Source organism: Parabacteroides sp. CH2-D42-20 (genome assembly GCF_003670185.1).
Classification (GTDB): Bacteria; Bacteroidota; Bacteroidia; order Bacteroidales; family Tannerellaceae; genus Parabacteroides; species Parabacteroides distasonis.
Map to the genome: position 1 here is coordinate 49262 of NZ_RAYG01000006.1, position 24463 is coordinate 73724.

General features: G+C 46.0%; 25 protein-coding genes. 7 read left to right on the forward strand and 18 right to left on the reverse strand.

Annotation, left to right across the window (positions count from 1 at the left end):
• Positions 1 to 96 precede the first annotated feature (96 nt).
• Entirely contained in the window at positions 97 to 1278 is a 1182-nt protein-coding gene (gene carA / locus D7V92_RS05495; RefSeq protein ID WP_121772457.1) for a glutamine-hydrolyzing carbamoyl-phosphate synthase small subunit, read from the reverse strand.
• Positions 1275 to 3161 carry an amidophosphoribosyltransferase gene (locus D7V92_RS05500; RefSeq protein ID WP_121772458.1) on the reverse strand — a complete coding sequence of 629 codons (1887 nt, stop codon included), beginning with the start codon at positions 3159 to 3161 and terminating at the stop codon, positions 1275 to 1277. The genes carA and D7V92_RS05500 overlap by 4 nt, the downstream gene beginning before the upstream one ends.
• A gap of 394 nt (positions 3162 to 3555) precedes the next feature.
• Between D7V92_RS05500 and D7V92_RS05505 the strand changes: the two genes are divergently transcribed.
• Positions 3556 to 4149 carry a hypothetical protein gene (locus tag D7V92_RS05505; RefSeq protein ID WP_121772459.1) on the forward strand — a complete coding sequence of 198 codons (594 nt, stop codon included), beginning with the start codon at positions 3556 to 3558 and terminating at the stop codon, positions 4147 to 4149.
• Positions 4150 to 4269: 120 nt separating this feature from the next.
• On the opposite strand, the gene D7V92_RS05510 is transcribed toward D7V92_RS05505, so the two are convergent.
• The 9 genes from D7V92_RS05510 to D7V92_RS05555 form a co-directional block, all read right to left on the reverse strand.
• Positions 4270 to 5031, reverse strand: a complete 762-nt coding sequence (locus D7V92_RS05510; protein WP_227805895.1) for a glycosyltransferase family 2 protein — start codon at positions 5029 to 5031, stop codon at positions 4270 to 4272.
• Positions 5028 to 5315: a hypothetical protein gene (locus tag D7V92_RS05515; RefSeq protein ID WP_227805897.1), complete on the reverse strand. Its 288-nt coding sequence runs from the start codon at positions 5313 to 5315 to the stop codon at positions 5028 to 5030. The genes D7V92_RS05510 and D7V92_RS05515 overlap by 4 nt, the downstream gene beginning before the upstream one ends.
• 134 nt (positions 5316 to 5449) lie before the next feature.
• On the reverse strand, positions 5450 to 6538 hold the full coding sequence (locus D7V92_RS05520) for a glycosyltransferase (protein WP_121772461.1): 1089 nt from the start codon (positions 6536 to 6538) through the stop codon (positions 5450 to 5452).
• Between the two features lie 27 nt (positions 6539 to 6565).
• Positions 6566 to 7630 carry a glycosyltransferase family 4 protein gene (locus D7V92_RS05525; protein WP_121772462.1) on the reverse strand — a complete coding sequence of 355 codons (1065 nt, stop codon included), beginning with the start codon at positions 7628 to 7630 and terminating at the stop codon, positions 6566 to 6568.
• The gene (locus D7V92_RS05530; RefSeq protein WP_121772463.1) at positions 7630 to 8697 is read right to left on the reverse strand and encodes an EpsG family protein; all 1068 of its coding nucleotides are present in this window, start codon (positions 8695 to 8697) and stop codon (positions 7630 to 7632) included. The genes D7V92_RS05525 and D7V92_RS05530 overlap by 1 nt, the downstream gene beginning before the upstream one ends.
• A 38-nt stretch (positions 8698 to 8735) precedes the next feature.
• The gene (locus D7V92_RS05535; RefSeq protein ID WP_121772464.1) at positions 8736 to 9794 is read right to left on the reverse strand and encodes a polysaccharide pyruvyl transferase family protein; all 1059 of its coding nucleotides are present in this window, start codon (positions 9792 to 9794) and stop codon (positions 8736 to 8738) included.
• Positions 9770 to 10909 (reverse strand): Coenzyme F420 hydrogenase/dehydrogenase, beta subunit C-terminal domain, encoded by a 1140-nt coding sequence (locus D7V92_RS05540; RefSeq protein ID WP_121772465.1) that lies wholly within the window; start codon positions 10907 to 10909, stop codon positions 9770 to 9772. Before D7V92_RS05540 ends, D7V92_RS05535 begins: the two co-directional genes overlap by 25 nt.
• Positions 10910 to 10923: 14 nt before the next feature.
• Positions 10924 to 12516 (reverse strand): lipopolysaccharide biosynthesis protein, encoded by a 1593-nt coding sequence (locus tag D7V92_RS05545; protein WP_370035986.1) that lies wholly within the window; start codon positions 12514 to 12516, stop codon positions 10924 to 10926.
• 283 nt (positions 12517 to 12799) lie between these two features.
• Positions 12800 to 13291 (reverse strand): hypothetical protein, encoded by a 492-nt coding sequence (locus D7V92_RS05555; RefSeq protein WP_005857907.1) that lies wholly within the window; start codon positions 13289 to 13291, stop codon positions 12800 to 12802.
• Between the two features lie 184 nt (positions 13292 to 13475).
• On the opposite strand from D7V92_RS05555, the gene D7V92_RS05560 reads away from it, so the two are divergent.
• The 6 genes from D7V92_RS05560 (at position 13476) to D7V92_RS05585 (ending at position 17788) form a co-directional block, all read left to right on the forward strand.
• On the forward strand, positions 13476 to 14039 hold the full coding sequence (locus tag D7V92_RS05560; RefSeq protein WP_121772466.1) for a BT4734/BF3469 family protein: 564 nt from the start codon (positions 13476 to 13478) through the stop codon (positions 14037 to 14039).
• A gap of 36 nt (positions 14040 to 14075) precedes the next feature.
• Complete coding sequence (locus tag D7V92_RS05565; RefSeq protein WP_121772467.1) at positions 14076 to 15881, forward strand: DUF3987 domain-containing protein; 1806 nt, start codon at positions 14076 to 14078, stop codon at positions 15879 to 15881.
• 116 nt (positions 15882 to 15997) lie between these two features.
• Complete coding sequence (locus tag D7V92_RS05570) at positions 15998 to 16204, forward strand: DUF4248 domain-containing protein (protein ID WP_121772468.1); 207 nt, start codon at positions 15998 to 16000, stop codon at positions 16202 to 16204.
• 300 nt (positions 16205 to 16504) lie between these two features.
• Positions 16505 to 16969: an HU family DNA-binding protein gene (locus tag D7V92_RS05575; protein ID WP_036614927.1), complete on the forward strand. Its 465-nt coding sequence runs from the start codon at positions 16505 to 16507 to the stop codon at positions 16967 to 16969.
• Between the two features lie 243 nt (positions 16970 to 17212).
• On the forward strand, positions 17213 to 17308 hold the full coding sequence (locus tag D7V92_RS22045; protein WP_158598880.1) for a smalltalk protein: 96 nt from the start codon (positions 17213 to 17215) through the stop codon (positions 17306 to 17308).
• Positions 17309 to 17341: 33 nt separating this feature from the next.
• Positions 17342 to 17788 carry an N-acetylmuramoyl-L-alanine amidase gene (locus D7V92_RS05585; RefSeq protein ID WP_121772469.1) on the forward strand — a complete coding sequence of 149 codons (447 nt, stop codon included), beginning with the start codon at positions 17342 to 17344 and terminating at the stop codon, positions 17786 to 17788.
• Here the strand turns inward: D7V92_RS05585 and D7V92_RS05590 are convergent.
• The 7 genes from D7V92_RS05590 to D7V92_RS05620 all read right to left on the reverse strand — a co-directional run bounded on the left by D7V92_RS05590 (position 17783) and on the right by D7V92_RS05620 (position 24441).
• A complete protein-coding gene (locus tag D7V92_RS05590) occupies positions 17783 to 18196 on the reverse strand; it encodes a PIN domain-containing protein (protein ID WP_008771735.1) in 414 nt (137 codons plus the stop codon). The genes D7V92_RS05585 and D7V92_RS05590 overlap by 6 nt on opposite strands.
• On the reverse strand, positions 18193 to 18441 hold the full coding sequence (locus D7V92_RS05595) for a DUF6364 family protein (RefSeq protein WP_121772486.1): 249 nt from the start codon (positions 18439 to 18441) through the stop codon (positions 18193 to 18195). Before D7V92_RS05595 ends, D7V92_RS05590 begins: the two co-directional genes overlap by 4 nt.
• A gap of 67 nt (positions 18442 to 18508) precedes the next feature.
• On the reverse strand, positions 18509 to 19180 hold the full coding sequence (locus tag D7V92_RS05600; protein WP_008771733.1) for a sugar transferase: 672 nt from the start codon (positions 19178 to 19180) through the stop codon (positions 18509 to 18511).
• On the reverse strand, positions 19177 to 19584 hold the full coding sequence (locus tag D7V92_RS05605; protein WP_121772470.1) for a hypothetical protein: 408 nt from the start codon (positions 19582 to 19584) through the stop codon (positions 19177 to 19179). The genes D7V92_RS05600 and D7V92_RS05605 overlap by 4 nt, the downstream gene beginning before the upstream one ends.
• 5 nt (positions 19585 to 19589) lie before the next feature.
• Positions 19590 to 20702: a transcription termination/antitermination protein NusG gene (locus D7V92_RS05610; RefSeq protein WP_121772471.1), complete on the reverse strand. Its 1113-nt coding sequence runs from the start codon at positions 20700 to 20702 to the stop codon at positions 19590 to 19592.
• A gap of 529 nt (positions 20703 to 21231) precedes the next feature.
• Positions 21232 to 22164, reverse strand: a complete 933-nt coding sequence (locus tag D7V92_RS05615; RefSeq protein ID WP_005857932.1) for a site-specific integrase — start codon at positions 22162 to 22164, stop codon at positions 21232 to 21234.
• 117 nt (positions 22165 to 22281) lie between these two features.
• Positions 22282 to 24441, reverse strand: coding sequence for a M3 family metallopeptidase (locus D7V92_RS05620; protein ID WP_121772472.1), 2160 nt, complete (start codon positions 24439 to 24441; stop codon positions 22282 to 22284).
• Between the last annotated feature and the right edge of the window lie 22 nt (positions 24442 to 24463).

Sequence of the window (24463 nt, forward strand, 5' to 3'; positions counted from 1 at the left end):
CCCGTCAGATGTCTTGACAGCCTCCTGTCAGATGCCTTGATAGCCCCCTGTCAGATGTCTTGACAGCCTCCTGTCAAGCCTCGTGACGGGATGAATCTAAAGCAGGTCGGCAAACTTGTCGAACATGAACTCCGTATCCAGCGGCCCGCTGCAAGCCTCGGGATGGAACTGAGAGGAGAAGAAAGGCTTCGTCTTATGCTTGATACCCTCGTTCGTCCCGTCATTCATATTGATGAACAGCGGTTCCCACTCCTCACCCAGCGTATCGTTATCCACGGCGTAACCATGGTTCTGCGAGGTGATGAAGCATTTCTCCGTGCCTACCATACGTACCGGCTGGTTATGGCTACGATGACCGTACTTCAATTTATAGATAGAAGCACCGCCGGCTTTCGCCAACAACTGGTTACCCATGCAAATACCGCAAATCGGCTTATCCCCGGAAAGCGCCTTACGGATATTCCGCACGGCGGCATCGCAAGTATCCGGATCGCCCGGACCGTTACTGATAAACAAGCCATCGTATTCCAGCTGATTGAAGTCGTAGTCCCAAGGCACACGGATCACCGCCACGTTACGCCTCAACAGGCAACGGATGATGTTATGTTTCACGCCGCAGTCCAAAAGCACGACGCGCTTTAGGAATTGAGAATCGAGAATCGAGAATCGGGAATCGGAGGCTTCCGATAAAGAACAGGTCTGGCTCGTACCATCGGGCAGGTAACAAATAATCTCCTTGCACGATACCCGATCCACATAGTTCACATGCTCATAATCCTCGATCTTCAATTCCCCATTTCCAATTTCGTTATCGGCATCGCCGATAACGATACGTCCCATCATCACGCCATGCTCACGCAATTTCTTAGTCAACGCACGCGTATCGATACCGTATATGCCCGGGATCTTCTCCTCCTTCAACCAGTCGCCCAAGCTGTACTCGGCGTTCCAGTGGCTATACTCATGGCTGTAATCGCTAACGATAATCGCCTCGGCGTGGATCTTCTCGCTCTCCATAAACGTAGCGATCCCGTTCGTCCCGAACGTACGAGGCGGGACACCGTAGTTACCAACGAGCGGATAAGTCAACACCATCAACTGGCCTGCGTACGAAGGGTCCGTCAAGCTCTCCGGATATCCGGTCATAGCGGTATTGAACACGACCTCGCCAGCCACCGGTCTCTCATAGCCGAAAGAGTAGCCACGGAAGACGGTACCGTCGTCTAACATTAAAGTTGCTGTTCTGTTTGTCTGCATAGAATCTGTATGTTGTGTCATTTCACTAAATATTCTTCTTCCATATAGTGAATAAAAGCCTCGTTCACTAACCGAGTTCCGCCCGGTGTCGGGTAATCGCCGGAGAAATACCAGTCACCCGGATGCTCCGGACAAGAGGCATGCAAGCCCTCCAAAGTCTGGTAGACGATCTCTACTTTCGCCTGCGTCCCGGCCGGTGTAAGCAACTCCACCATCTTAACGGATATCTCCTCGTCCGTAAACGGGGCGTATATCTCCTTTACGTAATTCACCAACGGACCATCCGCCGCTGTTTGTTGTCGCTTCGCCTTTTGATAAGCGTCCAAGATCACGTATTCCATCCCCCGGTCACGTAACAGGGCCACCGCAGCCTTAAAAGCGATAAACTCGTTCATCCGGGACATATCGATACCGTAATAATCCGGGTAACGTACCTGCGGAGAAGAACTTACGATCACGATTTTCTTCGGATGCAGGCGATCCAAGATACCGATAATACTCTGGCGTAAGGTAGTACCCCGCACGATGCTATCATCTATCACAACCAGATTATCGATAAAAGGTTCAATACTTCCGTAAGTAATATCATACACGTGCGCCGCCAGATCATTGCGGCTATTGCCCTCAGCGATAAATGTACGTAATTTTATATCTTTTATAGCTACTTTCTCCGAGCGGATTCGCATGGAAAGGATTTGCTCCAGTTCCTCTTCCCTAAGCAGGTGACTACGATCGGCGATCCATTCTTTTTTCAGCTTATTCAAATAGTTGTTCAACCCCTCCTGCATCCCGAAATAAGCGACCTCGGCCGTATTCGGGATAAAAGAGAAGACGGTATGATTCAAGTCGTAATCCACCGCTTTCAAGATCGGATGCACGAGATTATCTCCCAAACGCTTCCTTTCCCTGTAAATATCCACGTCGCTACCCCGTGAGAAGTAGATACGCTCGAAGGAACAAGCCTTATTCTCTTTCGGCTCCACGATCTGGGAGATATGCCACTCGCCTTTCTTGTTGACGAGTATCGCCTCTCCCCGATTCAACTCCCGGATATTCTCTACCTGCACGTTCATCACGGTTTGTATAACCGGACGCTCGGAAGCCAACACGATAATCTCATCATCCGCATAATAGAAGGCCGGACGGATTCCCCACGGGTCCCGTACGCTAAACGACTCGCCACTACCGGTGATACCGCAAATCACGAAACCACCATCCCAGCCCGGAGTACAGCGCTTCAGCACGTTCGACAAATCGATTTGATCCTCGATGGCATGCGTGATATCCATCCCTCTCAATCCTTCCGCCTCACACTTTTGGTACAGGCGCTCCACTTCCCTGTCTAATCGATGTCCCAGTTGCTCCAGCATAATATAGGTATCGGAATATTTCCGGGGATGCTGGCCGATCGCCGTGATCTCCTCGAATACCTCATGAACATTTGTCAGGTTGAAATTTCCGCAAACGGCGAGGTTCTTTGCACGCCAGTTATTGCGTCGTAAAAAAGGATGGATATAAGAGATTCCGGATTTTCCGGTGGTACTGTAACGGAGGTGGCCCATATAAAGCTCTCCAGCGAAAGGTAGATTGGCTTTGGCGAATAACGGATTGTTGAGTTGTTCGGGGGTTAAATCCTTGTAGTGTTCGTGAACTGCGGCAAATATCTCGGTAATAGCTCCGGTCCCGACGGCCCGTTCACGGAACATATATTCCTCTCCGGCATTTGCCTCTAACTTCACGCAGGCTAAGCCCGCTCCTTCCTGCCCCCTGTTATGCTGCTTTTCCATCAGCAAATAGAGCTTGTTCAGTCCATACATCCAACTACCGTACTTCTCGTGATAATACTCCAAAGGCTTCAGTAACCGGACCATGGCGACACCACACTCGTGCTTCAATACTTCCATTGTCGAATCAACTTTTTGATTTTGCCGCAAAGATACAGACAATCCCTAACATATTGTTTAAACAAACATAAAATAATTGACACTTTCACGGAAAAAATGTTTTTATCGGACGTTTGGTTAACAAAGCTTACATTTTATAAGCAAAAGGGAGGGTTTGTTTTCAATCCATAATAAGATATAACAAAGAAGGGAGGCATAATGTTTCAGGCAATACATTCCATTCTTAGCCGACTGGAAATTTACAATATGCATGAAGTAAACTCTCCATACATTTTTATAATGTAACCTTACAAAGTTACAGACAAATCATTACGATATTAAAATAGAAAGATTACCTTTGCCATGAACTCTTAGTAAAATGATTTATGGAATATATTAACGAATTTCACAAACAATGGATAGAGCGTACTCGCCAATCAATAACCTCTTGGAGCAAGCAGCCTGCATCGCCAGAAGAAGTAAAGAAACAGCAGGAGAGATTGAACCAACAGAGGGCTATAAGAGAAGGCAAATCAATGAGCTAATAAAATTTACTAATAATAGAAATCTATGGGTTAACTTATCCCGCCTCACTCTCACCTATATGGACAAAGGTGGTGAGAATGAAGTATTTCATGATGGTAAGGTCTCTGTAATCAAGCTAAATAACTTTGAGTACGCTGGTGATGACTTGGAGAACTTTTTCATTCGCATTACTGTACATAACAAGTTTTTCAGTAATGTACCTTATCAGATGATTGGCTTCGCATATAACAGCGAGCAAAAATTCTGTGCAGTCCTCATACAACCTTATATATTAGCGGAACGAGAAGCTACAGAAGATGAAATAGCCGCCTATATGCAAGCTCTTGGCTTTAAAATGGACTATTACGACGAATACCACAATGAAGATTATGAAGTGTTTGACGCAGCCCCTAACAATGTGCTTTATGGTATAGATGGGAATTTGTATTTTATTGATACACAGATAAGATTAAAAAGGATATAAATATTATAGCCATCACCTAAAAAAATAATCACCCCAGCCATTCATCCTCCCCTCGAAAGGGAAATGAATGTTTAAGGTGATTATTCTTAAGTTTATCAAAAAAGAGGTAAGTCAATCCCCCTACTTCATATATTTACGAAAGCCCTTATAGGCAAATATGAACATGAAATAAGCAGCGGGTATTCGTTTCACGCCTTCCACTTCACGAAGTACATACCACTGACTTTTAAACATCTCGAACTTATTCCCCGAACGAGAATTTTTCGCCTCCCTATAGAGCGCATGCACCTTACCCGTATTATAAGCCTTATATCCTTTCCGCAAGATTTCTAGCCAAAAAGCATAATCTTCTTTAGGAATAGACTTAAAACGAGCCTCTCCTATCAAATCCTTACGTAGCAATACTGTCAAACAAGGAATCTCATTGCTCTCCAACATATCCCAAAATGACGAGATTCGTCTGACTTGAATTAGCCGTTGATTCCGCTTCCCATTCCACGCCATTTTCTCATAATCTGAATAGACAAAGTCATAAGGTCCACTCTCCATAAAAATCACCTGCTCCTCTAATTTCGAAGGAAACCAAGCATCATCACTATCCAAGAAAGCAATATACTCGCCTTGCGCTTGTTCCAGCCCGATATTCCGAGGAAGCGAGGGACTACCGGATGAGTGATCCGTCTTAAAATACTTGATCCTCGAATCACGGTTCACATACGCTTGAATAACCTCAACAGACCGGTCTGTCGAGCAATCATCCACGATCAGCATCTCCCAATGCGGATAGGTCTGAGCTAAGACTGATTCAATCGTTTGGGCAATAAAAGGAGCAGCATTATAACACGGGGTTATAATGGAAATAAGGGGGTACAACCTTCTCACACCTCTCTCCTTCCCAAGGGCTTGATAGCTCCTTTCCACACAGTAAATGCATTCAGTACCTCCCCCTCAAACTCATCGATCCAAGCTCCCACTACATCCGCCTCCTGATCTCGATTTTCAAATATTTGTACAACCGCATACAATTCATCCGTCAAAAGACCATCCTCCACCAAAATTACATCAGAAGGCAATAGAGTTTGCCCAAAGACACTCTCTAGACTTTGGCGCAGGAATAATGCGCTCTCCTTATGATATAAAGAAAACAATACTGAAAATAATCGCATAAAAGATAGAAATAGTTCTATGATCAGCCTTCCATTTCGAACACCTTTGGTAGAAAATGGAACGTATTCAAATCACTTGTTAGAAACGGAACTGCACAAAAAATTTGCATTCTAAGGATTCATCCTTGAAGTTATTACATCAGTCCTCTATAAACCTCATCATATTTCTTTGCCATAATCCAAATATCATAATCACCGGCCCGTATGGAACACTTTTTTGTCACATCCTCCCGATAATCCCTGTCTTTTGAAAGACGAAGGATCTCCTCTGCCAAAATTTTGTCATCATGCACAGGAAACACGATACCAGCACCCTGAATAACCTCCAACAGACCCGGTACATCCGACCCTATCACCGGTTTACCGGCTGCCATCCCTTCCACGGCTGCCAACCCAAATCCCTCGAAATGAGAGGACATCACCACGATATCCGAGGTCTTGACTAAAGCCGGTACATCCTGACGCAAACCGACAAAATGTACACTCCCCGACAAACCCATTTCTTGCGTTTTTCGCACATGATCCTCCAATGTCGAACCCGTCCCCACAAACATCAGATGAACATTACAAGGAAGCCTTTTTAAGGCTCTTAAAACGGTAAGTTGGTCTTTGGGGGGGCGAAATCCAGCCACTTGAGTCACAAGAATAACACCTTCAGGTATATCAAGACTATCACGAGAGACAGCTTTTGCCTCACGGAAGCTTGCCAAATCAATACCATTTAAAATAACATCAACTGCTAAATGCGCATCCACAAACCTATGTAAATTCTCTTTTACCGCATCAGTTATAGCGATAACCGCATCATACTGTCGATAAATAAACCGCTCGAAAGGTTTTATCCAAGTCTTCCCTTGCCGATTATTCAATGTCGAGTGCTCCGTAACGACCAACATACATTTAGCCCGAGACAACATCTTAGCTATTGCTACCCAATACAAAGAAGGGAACAGATGTACATGTACTATATCATACGATTTCATAAACGGGATCAACTTGAATATCAATTGAGGCTTACGTTTTGGATCATCGCATTTACCTAATAAAGTATGGCAATGGCATCCTATCTTTCCCATAGCCTCTACATAGGAGGGGCTCTCCTCACTCAGCGATATTAAATCAACTTGATGCCCCAGTTCTATTTGACAAGGAATAAGTGAGGCAACCAAACGAGCCGCTCCAGAATTAATTCCGAAGTGGTTGATTACATGAAGGATTCTCATTACAAATTATGTTGATTAGCTTATTTTTTAGCTGAAAAGAGAAAGCCACTTAGACAATACACACTCGGAACTATATCGTTCCATCGCATCTAAACGGGCAGATCGTCCTGCTTCACGAAGAACATTCAAATTAGAGAGACGAAGAGATAAGCATTCTGCCAAAGCGTCCGTATCACCATTGGATACCAACCAACCATCCACACCATCACGAATCACTTCCCGGGGACTATTCGGACAGTCAAAACTAATACAAGGAAGCCCCATCATTTTCGCTTCGATCAAAACAAGCACCAGACCTTCAAAGCGAGAAGACAATACAAAACAAGAAGCAGACTGGAACTCATGCGCTATATTAGGAATCGCCTCAGTAAACTCAATCCGATCTGTCACTCCTAAATCTTTTGCCAATTTCATATTCGCTGGTTTATCATCTCCCGAACCAACAATCCGGAGTTTCCAGCCGTCAACTTTCGTTTTCGCCCACGCTTTTATAAGCAAATCAAATCCCTTCTGAGGAGCATGACGACCAACGGCAAGCAAGATTTTCCTTTCGCATTTGGAGGGTTCCTTTTTGCAAAAAAAAGTAAAATTAGGTATCTCATAAATCCGAGGAGCATGAGCTGTACGATAATCCCGTGCATCAGCCTTCGTTAGTACCACCGTGGCATCCACAAACCAAGGGGCCAGCATTTTATACAGGGATCCGATCTTAGATCCGGCATATAGGTTAAAATGTTCCCACGCTATATGCCGGATACCTAACCCAACTATGGCCAGAGCCGAAATTCGTACCAATGGAGTAGCAACGGTAATTAGTACATCCGGTTTATTAGCCTTCAAAACACCTCTCAAAAGCCGTATATTATAGATATTCAACCCTTTAATAGACAACAAGGATTTTGCAAAACTCGAATTAAGCGATCTTATCTTAATTCTCGGATCTACGGGAAATGGACACTGATCCGGCTCAAATGGATCAATCAAGAGAATCTCCACCTCATATTCATCTATAAGTAGATTTGCTAACTCCACTGTCATCCGTTCAATTCCAGCCCTATTCATTAAGGCTTCCGCAAATAACATTATAGTCATCAGAATAAATTATAATTAATAGTATAATCTTTGAAGTATTTCAAGCACGGCAAATATTTCAAGAAACAATAAAACGAAACGCAAAAGAAATATACCAACAGATGCAATCCATCCTTCTTCAACATTTGATAATAAGCAGGAAGAATAAAACATATCGACAAACTAAACACACCCGATATTCGACTTAATATCGAATAGTCAGAAGCTAAATAGAATGCTAATAAACTAATCAAATACATCTTCAGTAACACTATTTCTTTTACGCTTGCTCTATTTCGTTCCCTCCATATCTTTTCCAGATAAGGGTACACCAAAATAGAATACCACAAGATACTCAACATATTCGCACTCTCCCCTTTGTCCATATAGTCCATATAATGTTTAAAGGAAGAGATAGAGAAAATTCCCAATATGATATCTTCAATAGTTCCAAATGGAATAAACAACGCACAAAGCATAAAAAATACGACAAAACGAAACGAGGCATTCAAAAGCCATATAAGTAACAGACACCCCCAAACCAAACGATGAAATAATATCCCAAGAATAATATAAACGACACATTTTCTTCTATTTCCATTTGCCCAATTAACAATCGCATACAATGTACAGGTCATCGCCACCCCATACCGAATCTGCATGAATGGCATCATGATAAACTGAGAAAAGAAAATGAACAAGGCAAAATTTGGATAAGAAGTAAATTGTTTAGCAGATTTATAGAACAAAGTAAATGTCAAGAAAGAACAAAAAAGAAATATAGATTGATATCCCAACCCAATAGACTTAAACAAAGAACAAATGAAAACATAGCCAAACTCCAGTAAATGCCCATTAATTTTCTCAAACAGGGATTTCACTGATTCTTCTTGCCATATGGGAGTCGTTCCCCAATGACCCACATAAGTTGAATAATCGTTATCAACATCCCCTCGTAAGCCACAAAACAGAATAACCGTTAAAAGAAGTAAAGATGAACCTATCATCTTTATTTTTTGGGGAAGTGGAAAGAAATCCAAAGAGGATAAAAAAGCAATCCACAAAAATAAAAAGTAGTAAATATCCATAATATCACCAAAGCTTTTCCCTTAAGATACACAACAAGTCAAGACAATGCAGACCGGAGGAAACTCATAGAATTCTCACGTAAGTTTTCTAATCGCTTATCAACCTCTACATAATCAATAGACTTATTCCATATCTTACGATCCAATGCTTCTTGATGAGAAGAGAACAATCTATCACCCAATCCTAAATCGTTCAATAATGAAGTCATTCGGCTTTGCAAAGCCGAATTGGAAGGAATCACGGCAAATTCTTTCTTGAAAAGAATAGCAAACACCATACAATGAAACGAATCTGTTACAACAAAACGCGCATTCGCAATATTAGTCACCCAAGTTTGAGGCGATGGAAACCAACTTCTCCTTATTCGCATCCCTGCCTTAAAAGCCACTTTTGATAAGCCTTCCATCAAAACCGGGAAAGTATTTAGTTCCCTAGCGACCGTCTTCATCACTCCATAATATGCTTCCGAAGGAGCAAATTTGAATCCAACCACCGCATCTTTAAAAGCAGGATTACGTAGTAGCGAAGAAAAATCCCCCAACAGCAAAGTGGGATCCAACACCTTGACCGCATCACAGCCAAAAACATCATGACAGATGCCTACCCCTTCATTCTCTCTTACACTCAATGCATTAAAACGCATGAGTAATTTTCCCACTTCATTCGTAAGCTCCGGGAATCGCCAACTATCAGAACCGAAACTAGCCGCATAAGAGAAACGTCTCACACCATCCGGCAAGAAATCCCCGAAATAACGTAAAGCTCGATGAGTAGTAATAGCAGGATTCCAAATTTGGTCACTGCCAACAATACAACAGTCTAAGCCTTTTGATGCCTGAGCCAAATCCTCTTTCGTATGACACTCCTTCGAAAAGGTACAGATATATTCCCTACGAAATGACTCAAATCGCCTAGAAAGAGGTGTAACAAAAGCAGCCAAGTCATGTCTCCATGTTGTCCATGTCAGATAAAAGAACTCAACTCCATACCCCATCCTACGCAACACTTCCGCCAAAGCATACGCTTGAAGGACTGCTCCATAATTATCACCTTTGGCAAACGTGAGAATACCTATTTTCCTTTTATTTTGTTCCATATTATCATTGGATTATTTAATACGCGTGAGACTTTGGCCAAGACTACTACTTTCTTTAGATCAACTCCTGTACAGACACACCACAAAAGAATAGGACGCCACAGAGAACGAGGAGCGCAGTCCGGCATTTGAGCTGAAATAAACTCTTCCACGCTCCGTGCCTCAAAATAACAAATTCCTTTTTCTCGCAATTCTTTCAAGACTTGATGTCCCTTTTCCGTAAAAGCGGCCACAGCGTTTACCCCTTCCTCATTCCGTTCATAAGTTTTCCCCCAAAAGTCGCCGATTCTAATATCTGCGGAAGAATTCAACAACTTATATTTACAAGAATAATGGCAACATTTATTCAAGCACATATCCGAGAAAAATATCCGATAAAAAGGGTTATTCTCCCTGTCTACTACAAATTCTTTTTCTCCTTCGACTCTAGAACACGATGACTTATGCCAGCCATCTCCTTTATAGCGAAAATCCACATTCAGCACACGGCCCGTCTTTGATTCAATGGAAGATAAATACCGGACCCAAGATTTTCGAGATGGCGTTCCATGACACAAAAGATCAACGATCAAACAGTCACGTTCAATACCTAATTTTTGCATATAGCGCCTGATTGAGTCTGCTTGACAAGGGAGACCAACGATCACATACTTACCTCTCTTGTTTATCGCAGAAAAACCATCTGCCGTATAGCTTGGGATATACTTAGAACCTTTTGAGGCCATGAGCTCCGAAACAGTCGAAGCCGCATAATGCTCGGCACGATGTTTCACTGTATTATATCTAACGACAATGGCTTGATAACCTTTTAATATCATGTGGCGAGCTATCTCAAACCCCAAACCTCCACTCGTAGAAGTAGCCCGTACCTCCGGATTCAAACTCCAAGAACCATAACACGATGTACCCTCCGAAGAAGGCTGATGAGCCAATTTATCATGATTAAACGCACACACATCAAGACACCTATGGCACTCTACGCATTTCTCTGGATTTATTATCACCGGAGAGTAAAAACCATCCTTATTTTCTCTCAACTCTATGATATTTAAAGGACATGCCACCACACATACACCGCAACCATAGCAATCTTTCAACACAGATATATTATTCATTATAAACTAACTATTTATCTTCGAAGTTTACAACTAAACAACCTCATTTTATTTAATAAGAACAGACGTTCCTCTTGCGTACAACCGACATAATATATACTCATTAATGAAGATATTATACTCAGAATGGAAATAGACAAAAATCGTTTAATACTAGGATCCATATTAGATATAAATAGAACTGGGAACATAACAGATACAACAGACACCTTTAGAATATTAAAAATCACAGTTTTAAAAAATATAAAAAGCGGAAATTCCATCATAGCATTAAGAACATAAAGTCGAAGTAACAAACAACCAAACGCAATTATAACAGCAATAATAAACGTACATTCAGGAGAAAGCCCCATCCACAACGCTAAATAGGAAAGTGGAAAATTCAGCATCTGAAGTCCACCAACAAGCAGTTGATATTTACGAATTTTACCTGTTGCAAGCAAAAGGGTCATTATCGCATAGGAAATTGATTCTACCAATACCCATATTAAACCTATCCGAACAAACAATACCGTATATTCAGGTATATGGCCTAACCACAACTCTAATACCCGTTGTGTTTCCATTAAGATCGGAAAAGTAATTAACAAGGTTAAATAAAACGAAAAACGTGAGCCTCGAAAAACCAATTTAATTGCCTCTTCATATTTATTTAAAGCATACGATTTTGTTATCTGTGGGTTAATAGCGGTTGTAAACCCATTGGCAAAACTCATAGCAGCAGATAGCACTTGCATCGTAATTCCCCTAGCGGCATTCACTATCGGTCCACAAAAAATATTTAATAAAACATTAACTCCTTGATCCCGTAATAAAGAAGAAGAAGCCCCAATAAAAACCCATCCCGAAAAATGTAATATTTGAGAAAGAATCTGTTTATCAAACTGTAAGCTAAATTGACATTCCTCAAAGTTTCGTTTACAATACAGCCCATAAACCACACGAGTTACAAATGATACGCCAACAAGAAGAACAGAGTACATTATTAACTTGTCATACAAATATAATTGTAGATATAACACTACGAATAACTTTAAAATTACATCCATGACACTTATGTAAGCATACGCCTTCATATGTTCATGAGATATAATAACCGCATTATATGGTATACTTATCACATTAAGTATAAATGTAATAATAGAACATTGAAGGACCCAATTAGCAGCCAGCATTCGTTCTTCTGGTATATTCATTTTATTATTAAGAAACCATATACCAACAATCTCTAGCAAGAAGCAAATTACTATAGCTAAAAAGAATTGGATAAAAAGTGACGATGAAAAAACTTTACGCAATTGATCCTTATCATTCTTTCCTAATTCAAAAGTAATAAATCGACTAATCGCTGATGATAATGAGCCGGAGAACATGGCGAACATTGCCACAACTCCCCCCACCACATTATAAATCCCGAAATCCTCTACCCCCAATACCTGTAGCACAATCCTACTCGTATACAGTGTCACCCCCATAATCAGGAGCATGCGCATGTAGAGAAATAGCGTGTTTTTCGCTATCCGCTTATTGTTCTCTGACGTAGCTGACATAAAAATGAGTACATAAGACACGCTTACCCCGCCGATACACCAGCGGGACAAGCGCATCGAATATCTAGATTTAAAATGAGTTTAAGCTATGCTTATAAAGATAGGTCACTGAGACAAATCACTCAGCATAACACAAATAGTAAAGCACAAATCCGGGACTTCCTTTTGAAGGCTATAAAGTATCACGCTTGCGTCAATATCAAAATAATGATGGACAATCATATTCTCTCCCTCTCGATATGTCTACGAAGCAACCAATTCATCCCATCCTCAAGATTCCATACTTTTCGGCTTGACGAATCTTGAAGTCTCTTAATAATGCTTGGATCTCCCATTTATCTCACCCTTCCCCCAGCACATACTTCCTGATCCCATACCGAATGCTCGGTACATTCGCCCCATTCACGAACGTGAGGTGAGGCAAGAGGGCGCTGATGAAGGCACGGCTCTTGACCAGCTTGAGGGGAGACGAGTAGTCGGCTAGGATCTCGTTGTAAAGGTCCGTCAATACCGTCTGGCAAAGGGTGACCGTGTCCGGGCAGGCGCATAGGCGGGCCTCGTAGACAAGACGGGTCGCCTCGTCCGGGATGAACAAGGCCAACGAGGAGGGTTCAGCCGTCACCGGAGGGGCAGGAGAGTTTATCGGAGGAGACGGAGACTCATGAAGTCCCGATTCCGCGGGCGTAATCCAGCGTTCCGTCCGTGTCACCGTCCCGTCACCCCAATGGATGTTCTGGATAGCGATGGTGGCATTGGGCAGGATCTGCACGTTACCTCCATTGACCGTAAAGGCAGAACGTGCCTGTTCCGCCCGCTCTTGATTTTCTGTCATATCCGTTTTTAATTTAAGTGTTAACAATAATCGCCCCTTTCACGGGGGCATATTTATTTCTATCCTCATTTCATCCACCGTACGTCCGCTTCCGTACCCGTACCGTCCATCGCTATTCCGGGAATGGACAGGAACGCGTTCCTTTACCGGCGGTAACCAAATAATCAATTTATTTTATCCGATCATGAAAGAGTCTATCTTTTCCTTTTTCAACGCCCCCATCACCAATCAAGTGCCGAACGGGGTTGTCTGTGTCAGTCAATTGCACGCCTATATCACCACCAGCGAGTGGCTGCGTGAGCGTACCGATCAGGTACGTGCCGCATCGGGCGACGAGAAACGGTTCAGGCGGCTGAAACAGAGTTTGCTACCCTATGTCACCCCCGCCGGTATCTTCTCCTACCGCAGGGAAGATCACTTGCTATTGCCGTCGGGCGAGTTCGTCATCGACATCGATCATATCTCCTCATCCGAAGAGGCGATCCGTTGGAGGGACACGCTGTTCGCCGACGAGCGGCTACGCCCCGATCTCTCCTTCGTGAGTCCCAGTACCACGGGAATCAAGCTCCTCGTACCCTATCGCCTGTCGATCAAGAAAACCGTGGAGGAGTCTTTCGACGAGGCGGTACGATTCGCTTGGGAATATCTTGAGGGAAAATACGGGCTGAAAGCTGATGCCACGAACGCAGACCTCTCACGGGCTTGCTTCCTTTGCCACGATCCCTCAGCGAGGCTACGGGAGAATTGAAAATTGAGAACTGAAAATTGAAAATTATATATCATCATGAACCCATTATCAGATCTGGAGCGGCTCGTTGTCGCCATCGAGAAACAGGGGGCGAACATCGCTCCCACCTATCAAGAGTATATGCCGATCGCCTTCGCCATCGCCAATGATTGCGGAGAAGCCGGCCGGACATTCTTTCATCGTATCTGCCGGATGTCGGAGAAATATGTCTCCGGCGAAGCGGATAAGCTATACGACCATGCCCTCAAAGGAGGCAATGGACGGAATGGCTTGGGATCCGTATTCCACTTGGCGGATCTGGCCGGCGTGAAACTGGACAAATCCATGGCTGAGGCCGGGAAGCTTTCAAACTTTCAAACATTCACGCCTCCCTCACACACGCACACGTGTACGCACGAGGAACCGCCAGTGAAAAATGTCCCGCCCGCCTTTCCGGAGTATCCTTGGCCCGCTTTCCTCAAGCGGATGATCGGCCGGGGCGATACCCCCGCCCAACGGGATATCCTCCTGCTGGGCGCTATCACCGTGTTGGGAGCGACACTCAACAAATCGATCCGGATATCGTACGGGCGAAAATTCTATTACCCTTGCCTGCAAACGTTCATCGTCGCCCCTCCCGCCTCGGGAAAGGGAGCCCTCGCTTGGACACGCCGGCTTGCCGAGCCGATACACGAGGCGATGATGGCGGACTACCGGCAGAGGCATAAAGCCTACCGGGAGGAGAAGAGCCGTTGGGACTCGCTGGGCAAGAAAAAATCCGATACGCCGGAGCCCGAGATGCCTCCTCTCAAGATGTTCCTTATTGCCGGTAACAATTCCGGCACCGGCGTGCTGGAGAACCTCATCGAGGCCGACGGCATAGGGCTGATCTGCGAGACCGAGGCCGATACCGTGAGCACGGCCATCGGCACCGAGCACGGGCACTGGAGCGATACCTTGCGTAAATGCCACGACCACGAGCGGCTGGCCTTCAACCGACGCACGAACCGGGAATACCGGGAGTGCCCGGCCTCTTACCTCAGTGTCTTGTTAAGCGGCACTCCAGCGCAGGTACGGCCACTTATTCCCTCGGCCGAGAACGGGCTGTTCTCACGCCAATTGTTCTACCGGATGCCACCCATCGACGAGTGGGCGGATCAGTTCGAGCAGGGCGACGAGGACATGGATAGCCTCTTCTCCGATTGGGGGAGACAGTGGAAGAAACTCGTGGACTACCTACATGAGAGGGTCAATGTCATACAATTCCATCTCTCCGACACGCAAAAGGAGCGATTCAACAGCTGCTTCGCACGCATATTCGGGCACGCCGGTCTTTCCTACGGTTATCCGATGCGAAGCTCCGTGGCCCGTATCGCCATCAATATCTGCCGGATCGCTTCCGTGGTGGCCTTCCTGCGATCGGTGGAGAGTCTCTTCATCCCACAAGCCATTCTCGATTCTCAATTTTCAATTCTCAATTGTCCCGGTCTCTCGCCTGCCCCCGAGATCCCGGAGGAGAACGTACGGGACGGTATCGTTCCTTCCCTAGAGTTACGCATCAACGATGACGATTTTCAAGCCGTCCTCTCGCTCGTGGAGCCGCTCTATCGTCATTCGGCAGGCATACTCTCCCTGCTTCCGTCTGACGAGGTGCCACGCTCTCGCACGCCCACGCCCCAAGAGGCCCTCTTCGCGGCCCTTCCACTCTCTTTCAACCGACAACAGGCCTTGGAGGAAGCAGAGAGGAACAACATCCCCACCGCCACCCTAGATACCTGTCTCAAGCGAATGCAGGAACGAGGCACGCTGGAGAAGAACGGCCGGGGCGAGTACAGCTTCGGCGACCGTGTCACCCATAAGTAATCTCGGCCTCCCTCACACCCCTATATAATGTACCCAGCGGGCGTGTGTGTGAGGGGGGTACGAATGTTTGAAAGTTTGAAAGTTTCATTCTCCCAAATCTATAAATCATAAATCAAATGTCCTTACCATTAAGAAAGTCCGCACTGGCGGCATCCTATTTCCCTGAGCTGGCCTCCCATCAAGCTTGTAACCGTCTACGCCGTTGGATCATCCGATGCACGGAGTTGTACGATAAGCTGCGGGAGACGGGCTACCGCCCCGAGCAACATATATTTACGCCACGACAGGTGGGGTTGATCATACTCTATCTTGGTGAACCGTAAATTAGTTGACAGTTACGCACAGCGGTAAATTAAAACGGCCTATTGTCACTTGTCAACTAGAACAGGCATTCTAAGGTCTTTACAATGCCCATCCAAGGCTTCTTATAATGCCTATTCAAAGGGGCTTACGATGGGCAGCGTAAGAAACCGGCGGTTATCACCGTGTCCCATGTTAATTAATCGTTATTCCTTGCCCCGGGCATCAACCGGCATCACCGCCTCTTACGGCGGAACCTATCTTTGTAACGTTGATCAGCAAATAATTAATTTTCTATTATCAACTTTTAATTTTCAATTACCATGCCACAAGCATTTCAAGCACGAAAATTTTTTATCCCCAAGACGGATCCCAAGCAGGAGGTGTACAAGCCGGTTCCCTATTATTTCGGTACCCTGTCCACGCAAGACGCAGCCGACCAGATCGCCGAGGAGTCTTCGCTCACGAAGGGTGACGTATTGAACGTGTTGGACCGCTACCAGCGGTATGTCATCAAGAACCTCCAGAAAGGCTACAAGGTGGAGCTGCTGGGGTTCGGAACCGTCTATAACCGCTTCGTCACGGAGAAGGGGGTAGCGACCGCCCCCGAGGTCAAGGCTACGCACATAAGGACTATCGTGCCGGGATTCTCGCCTTCCTATACCATACTGAACGGGGCACGACGGTACTCGCTGCTGGGCGAGAAGACTTCGTTGCTCAAGGTGACGATACTCGGGACGCCGGTGGAGGAAGGGGGCGGCGACTCGGAGTCGCCTGATGAGATCTGATGTGTCACTTTTGGCTTGACCCAAAAGTAACCAAAAGGTCAAGGCTGACGCTGACGGGCTACTTCGAGACCTACGCTCGCTGTCGCATCCCAACTCGCTTCGCTCAGACAGGGATGCTCCTCACGCTCGCTACGGTCTCTTCGCTTGACGCCCGTCCGCTGAGGCCGTCCGAAGGAAAGCGAAGCTTTCCTCTTATATCAGCCGGGATATCATTATTCAATTCACTATTAATTATTAATTATCATGAAAAAGTCCGTATGGAGTACCATTATCAAAGTGATCATCGCCGTAGCTACCGCCATCGCGGGAGCATTTGGCATCCAATCCTGTATTCTCTAATTTTCAATTTTCAATTATCAATCTTCAATTATCATGGGTAAGGCTTATTGTTTCTACCAGAATTACAGGGAGGTCAGACTCCTTGTAATTCATTGCTCGGCCACACGATATGACAGGGATTTTCCCGTGGAGGCGCTCCGTTCATCGCACAAGGCACGAGGATTCGCCGATATCGGGTATCATTTCTATATCACACGGGACGGGGAATTACACCGCTGCCGGCCGGTCAACCAGATCGGGGCGCACGCAGCCGGATGGAACGACCACAGTATCGGTATATGTTACGAGGGAGGACTCGACGAACAAGGCCGTCCAGCTGATACTCGGACCTACGCTCAGCGGTGTACCTTGATGGATCTGCTACGGCAATTACGAAGGGACTATCCGGAGGCACGCATCCTAGGACATTACCAATTAAGTCCCTATATCAAAAAGGCTTGCCCCTGCCTTGATGCCAGGGAGGAATACAGGGAGCTATAGACAGATCTGTGATAAAAACTCATCAGGAGTAAATACAGGAAGCGATGAATTCGCAAAATCTTTCGTATTTCGTGTGATTATCGCTTCCACATTTTCCCGCAATGCTGAATAATATTGTAAAGCATCCTCATAATCCACGAACTTAGAGGCCAAAGCATCATCCACTACCCGTTCATCTGCTATAGTCACCTTAGATAATTGACGAAAATTGCGTAACAACAATCTCATTCCATCCCGACCATGTTTTCGTAACAGATAAGACGCTGTCGCATAAGTCATAGGGGAAACATATAACAAGATCTTACCTTCATAAGCCAAGGAAAAAATAGATACAGCCGCATGATAAAACGGCTCACGTTTATCTAAGAGATCTATCACCACATTGGTATCCAAGAAAATCTTTCTCATCGATATTTTTCCTCCAAATAACGATGATACGCCTCTCTTCCATTCAAATCAGTCTCGTCTACAGGAGAACCTGCGCCTAACAAACTTTGAATAACATCGGGAATTTCGCTTTTTTCCTCCTGTTGTTTAACCAAGCGGGATAAATAATCCGTCAACATTGTTGACAAATCAATACCCCGAAGTTTCGCATAAGCGATCGCCTTATCCAAAAGATGTTTCTCTAATTGTATTTGAACTGTCTCCATATTCAATTCTCCTCCATTTTTGATAAGACAAAGATAATTTATTTCTTCATATCCTAAGACCATGGGGCTAAAATTTCTTACCGAACGCTATATTCAAGAAGGTCTTCACCAATATCTTGAAATCGAACAGCCAAGAGCGATGCTCCAGATAGAACAGGTCGTAACGCAAGCGGCGGAGCATCTTATCGACCGTGTCCGTATACCCATTGTAGAGCGTGGCGTAAGAGGTCACGCCCGGACGGATCTGGTAGAGGTAACGATAACGGGGATCACGCTCCATGATCTGGTCGATGTAGAACTTACGCTCGGGACGGGGACCGATAAAGGACATATCGCCCACGAAGACATTCCATAACTGGGGCAGCTCGTCCAAGTGATGTACCCGGAGGAATTTTCCGACACGGGTCATCCGGGGATCTGCCCCACCCTTGTAAAGGGCCGGACCGAACTTCTCTGCGTCCAGACGCATACTGCGGAACTTATAGATGTTGAACGGGCGACCGAAACGACCGATACGCTCTTGCTTAAAGATCGCCGGGCCTCCATCCTCCCGTTTTACGGCGATATAACAAAGTAAAAACAGCGGGGAGAATACGATCAAGGCCAAAAACGCCAGCGCACAATCCCCTATACGTTTTACATTACGTTGGAACATACCCATCCCATCCGGGATGAATCGCTCCGGTTCCTCTCCCTCACTTTTTCCTAATGGTGTAGTTTTCTTTTTTTCAGCACTCATACTCTCTCACTTAATAAAGGCAATCCCTCCACCTCGCCGACGTGCCATTCACGGTAGTCTGCCAAGGAAAATCCGGGGACGGTCAATAGCTTGTAATCCGACTCGTCTCTTCTCAAGATATGTTTGCGGGCGTACGAGCGGAGCGAGCGATTCGTAACGGACACCATCACGATCGGGAACGGGTAGGCGAACAGGCGCAACGGAGTGGTCTCGCTATCCGGGAACGCACGATGCAGCTGGTAGGCCGAACGCTCGAACGCTACCCAGTAGGGACCCGTGCAATACAGGTGTATTGAGTTTCGGTTCGCACGCTCACGATCCATGATCTCTGTCAAACGCTCACGCAACAGGTTCATCAGCCGGATGCCCGAAGGGACGCCGCATGTCTCTCTCTCTTCTCTCATATCTTTTATTTATCGCCGTTCCCGTGCCCGAACCAACGGTCGTAATCACGTAAACGACGTATCAACACGGTCTTGCTCCTCTTGGGCGAGGGCTCCTCCATCCAAGGGTCAACCAGCTCGTGCGCCATGCGCTGATAGAGGCTGCTGTCCGTACAGCCGTACAGCGTGACCAGCAGCAAGGCACGGGATTGCCCCGCTTTTATCACCGGGAGCATACTGCGCACCGTGGCATGCAAACGATCGAACTCATCCTCATCGCCCAAAAGTTTATAGGCAGGAAGGAGCAACGAGTAAAGCTTGCAACGGATCACGTCGGTCTCCCCACGGAGCGAGGCGTAGCCACGCAGGACCTCACGGGCCAGACGGGCATCCTCATCCACTACCACGCCAGAGGCATGGTAACGGCCCAAGGCATCGTGCAAGCCCTCCGACAGACGGTCGTTGTCCAAATGGGTATACACGTGCTTGCCCCCCGTGTTCAGCTCGATCAACTCGTACTCCCCCGCTCTCACCTCGAACAAGGGGACCCACAGACAGTCGAGGATACGCACCATCACGTCCTTATGCCCACCGCCCGGCTGCACCACCACCTCCGCCTCCATATTGGAAAAAGGGCCGGAGGTGATACGCACACGGTCGCCTTTCAACAAGCGGCCGCTATCTGGCACGTATACGGGAAGCTCGTTGGAGTAAGAAGCCGCGACCCAACGCAAGGTATCCATCTCACGATCCGAGAGGTACGGGAAATAAGACCGCCCGCCGGAGGAAACCCGGGGGAGGAAATTATACAGGGGAAGCGTACGCTTCAGGCGGAAGATCTCGTCCTCCGAGGCGTGGACGAACACGTAGTTGTACAACAGGGGCCGTTTCGTGTTGACCATCTTACCGCCCACCTTCCTCGCCTCGACATACGAGGGGGAGAAATACTCGAACAACGCCTCACCACGACGCTCACGGCGGGAAAGCTCAGCGTCCAGCCCCTTCGAGGGGCTGATCCTGTCACGCCCGCCACCGGCGGTAGGGAGCGTGAGCACGTACCAGCGGACAGCCTCCTGATCACGTCGCTTCAGAACATGCGCCATGAACCTATCCGAGCACTTGCCTGTCAATATATCCATCTCTATGATTATCTTTTCTAGTGGTTATCCCGTGGCCCGAAAACAGACCCCACGGCAATTCAGAGCCCTACCAAGAATCATTTATATCATCTTGATAAACAGCATTTTATATTTTTAAATATGGCATTACTGAAAATTACCATCTCTTGAAATCTTAGGCTACTTGGGGAGTAGCCTAAAAGGTGCGAGAACGGTTATCACCCGGTTGTAGAGACGGAGCGTGCTCCGTCTCCCACCGTCTGGGAGTAACTTTAAATACCATTTTGAGGGGATGAGACGGGGCACGCCCCGTCTCTACAGGAATACATATACAGATTATGAGGCATGGTGGAATGATACCTAGAACAAGGATTCATCTTGCCCGCATCACCATGTCTATACGTCTAGGATAAAATGGGAAAATCAAAGAATAGAAAGGGTCAAACGCCTAGAATGACTAAACAAGCCGATTTGTTTGTTTGTTTTTAGTTATTTTTTACTACATTTGCGCCGTGAAAGAATACGCTACTCCCCAAGTAGCCTACTCCCTTTACCCTACTTTCGGTACATGATTGTACACACTCTCAAAACAAATTTTATTCACCGCAGACATCTTTTCCAACGAGAAACTTTTCAAATAGATTTGCGTAGTCTTGATCGATTTATGGCCCAATAGTTCGCTGATCATCTCAATCGGGACATCCTGTTCCTTCAAAATCATCGCAAAAGAATGACGGATCGAATATGAGGTGATCGGGATAGACACACCGCAGGCTCTCGCCAACCTCTTCAAATTCCGGTTAAAATGGGCCAAAGCGGAAGTGTACTCCTTGTAGGCTTCTTTTCCCACTTTTATCCCTTTCAAGAAAGGAAACAAATAGGGTGAGTCCTTACCTACATCACTTGACAGTTCCCTCAGCGACTCCCATGCGGTAGATTGTACCTCTATAAGCATCGGAGTACCCGTTTTCTGGCGTTTATATTCCAAAACCCCACCCCGGACATTCTCCTTTTTCAGATGAGCGAAATCCACGAATGCCATACCGCAAAACTGGAACATCAGGCACAATGCCTGCCGTGTTTTTCTCAGTTCCGGATCATCTAATGAGGCCGTCATCAGAGAACGTAATAAATCCTGTGGTAACGCCTTTTTGCGTTTGCTCTCTATACCCGTGAAAACTCCCTTAAATAAATAAGGGATATAGGGGGCCAACCCTTCCTCCACCGCCATGTTGTACACACAACGGATCCGACGCATATAGGTCGACACCGTGTTCCATGTACATCCTTTATTCAACAAAAAGGCCTGATAACGCCGAAGGTTCTCCTTATTGACATAGATATAGGGAATTACCTCCAACCCACAAAACCGCATGAATGAGTTCAATGCATCCTGATAGCTCTTCGCCGTGGAATAACGCCCATCCACACGCAATTTATAGATATACAACCTCATCCCTTCTACTAAATCCTTTTTCTCCATACTATCGCTATTTTTTCGTGATAAAACTTAGCAAATGTAATACAGATCCGGGAGGTTGAGCATATACAAAAAAAGGCGAACCAACCGGTCCGCCTTTATAAAATCTCCATTTCTAGATTATTTCAGTCCTCTATTCTTCAGCAACGGATCCGTACCCGGTTCCTTGCCACGGAAATTCTTGTACATATCCATAGCGTCGTCGATACCGCCCGGGGTCAAGACATATTTACGGAATTTATCGGCACATTCTTGATTAAAGATGTCGCCGGTTTCCTTGAATGCCTCGAAAGCGTCGCAATCCAATACCTCAGCCCAGATGTAGCTATAATAGCCGGCGGTGTAGCCGCCACCCATCGTATGGTTGAAGTAAGTCGTACGGTAACGGGAAGGGATTTGTTTCAGCAAACCACGACGGCCTAACGTCTGTTGCTCGAAATCCATCACGTTCAAGTTGGCCGGAACATTATTCGTCTGGTCAACGAACTTTATCACTTTCTTATCCGCCGCATCACCACTGACCGCATGGAAATCCATATCCAGATAAGAAGCCGCCAGATACTCCGTCGTAGCGAAACCTTGTCCGTACTTACCGCTCTTATCCAACTTCTCGATCAACTCGGCCGGGATCACCTCGCCGGTCTGGTAATGCTTAGCGTACACCTTCAATACTTCCGGCTCGAATACCCAATGCTCCATAACCTGTGAAGGCAACTCCACGAAATCACGAGGAACACCAGAAACACCCGAGTAATGCACGTCACGGAACAAGCCGTGCAAACCATGACCGAACTCATGGAACAATGTATTCGCCTCATCAGCGCTCAACAACGCAGGTTGTCCCGGAGCGGGCTGGCTAAAGTTACAAACGATCGTTACGACCGGAGCCACACGCTTGCCATCCTTATAAGCCTGCGGACGATAAGAACCGCACCACGCACCACCACGCTTGCTGGCACGAGGGAAGAAATCGAAATAAATAACGCCCAAATGAGAGCCATCCTTATCTTTGCACTCAAAAGCCTGCGCTTCCGGATAAGGCAACGGGATATTACGGATCGGGGTAAACGTGATACCATATAACTTATTAGCTACATAGAAAGCACCCTCACGAACATTATCCAACTTCAAGTAAGGACGAACCTCATTCTCATCCAAATTGAATTTAGCCTTCTTGGCCTTCTCGAAATAATAACGCCAATCCCAGCCCTCGGCCTCGAAATTGCCGCCTTCTTTCTTGATCTCGGCGTTTATATCGGCCAACTCATCTTTCGCTTTCGCCAAAGCAGGCTTCCAAACCTCATCTAACAATTGATAAACCTTATCCGAGCTTTTCGCCATACGATCCTCCAACACGAAAGAAGCGTAATCATCGTAGCCCATCAACTTCGCTTTCGCCAAACGAGCGGCAACCAAATCACGAACCACTTCCTTGTTATCGTTCTCATTATTATTATTACCACGGTTGATATAAGCGTTGAACATCTTCTCACGCAACTCACGTTTATCGGAATATTGCAAGAACGGCATCACGCTCGGATTCTGCAAGGTAAATACCCATTTGCCTTCCATCCCGGCATCCTTGGCCGCTTGAGCGGCGTTAGCGATCAAGGTCTCGGGCAGACCGGAAAGATCCTCCTGCTTGTCGATCACCAATTTAAAAGCGTTCGTCTCTTTCAGCATATTCTGTCCGAAAGTAAGCTGTAGCATGGAGATCTTGCTATTCAACTCACGCAATTTAGCCTGATCCTCAGCGGAAAGATTAGCGCCACCCCGAACGAAGTCCTTATAAGTCTCCTCCAATAACTTCATTTGCTCCTTATCGAGACCCAACTCATCCTTCTTATCGTATACAGCCTTCACACGAGCGAATAATTTCGGATTCAAGTTGATATCATCACTATATTTTGACAATAGCGGCGACATCTCACGGCTTAACGCCTGCATCTCATCATTCGTATTCACGCTATTCTGTCCACCGAAAACAATCTGGACCTTCCGAAGCAACGCACCCTGCTCATCCAAAGCGACAATCGTATTCTCGAACGTCGGCTCCTCCGGGTTATTCACGATCGCCTCGATCTCCTTGCGTCCCTCTTCCATGCCTTGCAATAGGGCCGGTTTGTAGTGCTCGAACTTGATTTGATCAAAAGGTGGAACTCCAAACGGGGTGGTATATTCCGCAAAGAACGGGTTTCCCCCCTCCACGGTCTTCTTTTCGGAAGTACCGCAGGCAGTAAGCATAACGGCTAATCCTGCTGCCATAATTAATTGTTTCATCTTTACTGATTTTTGATTTATG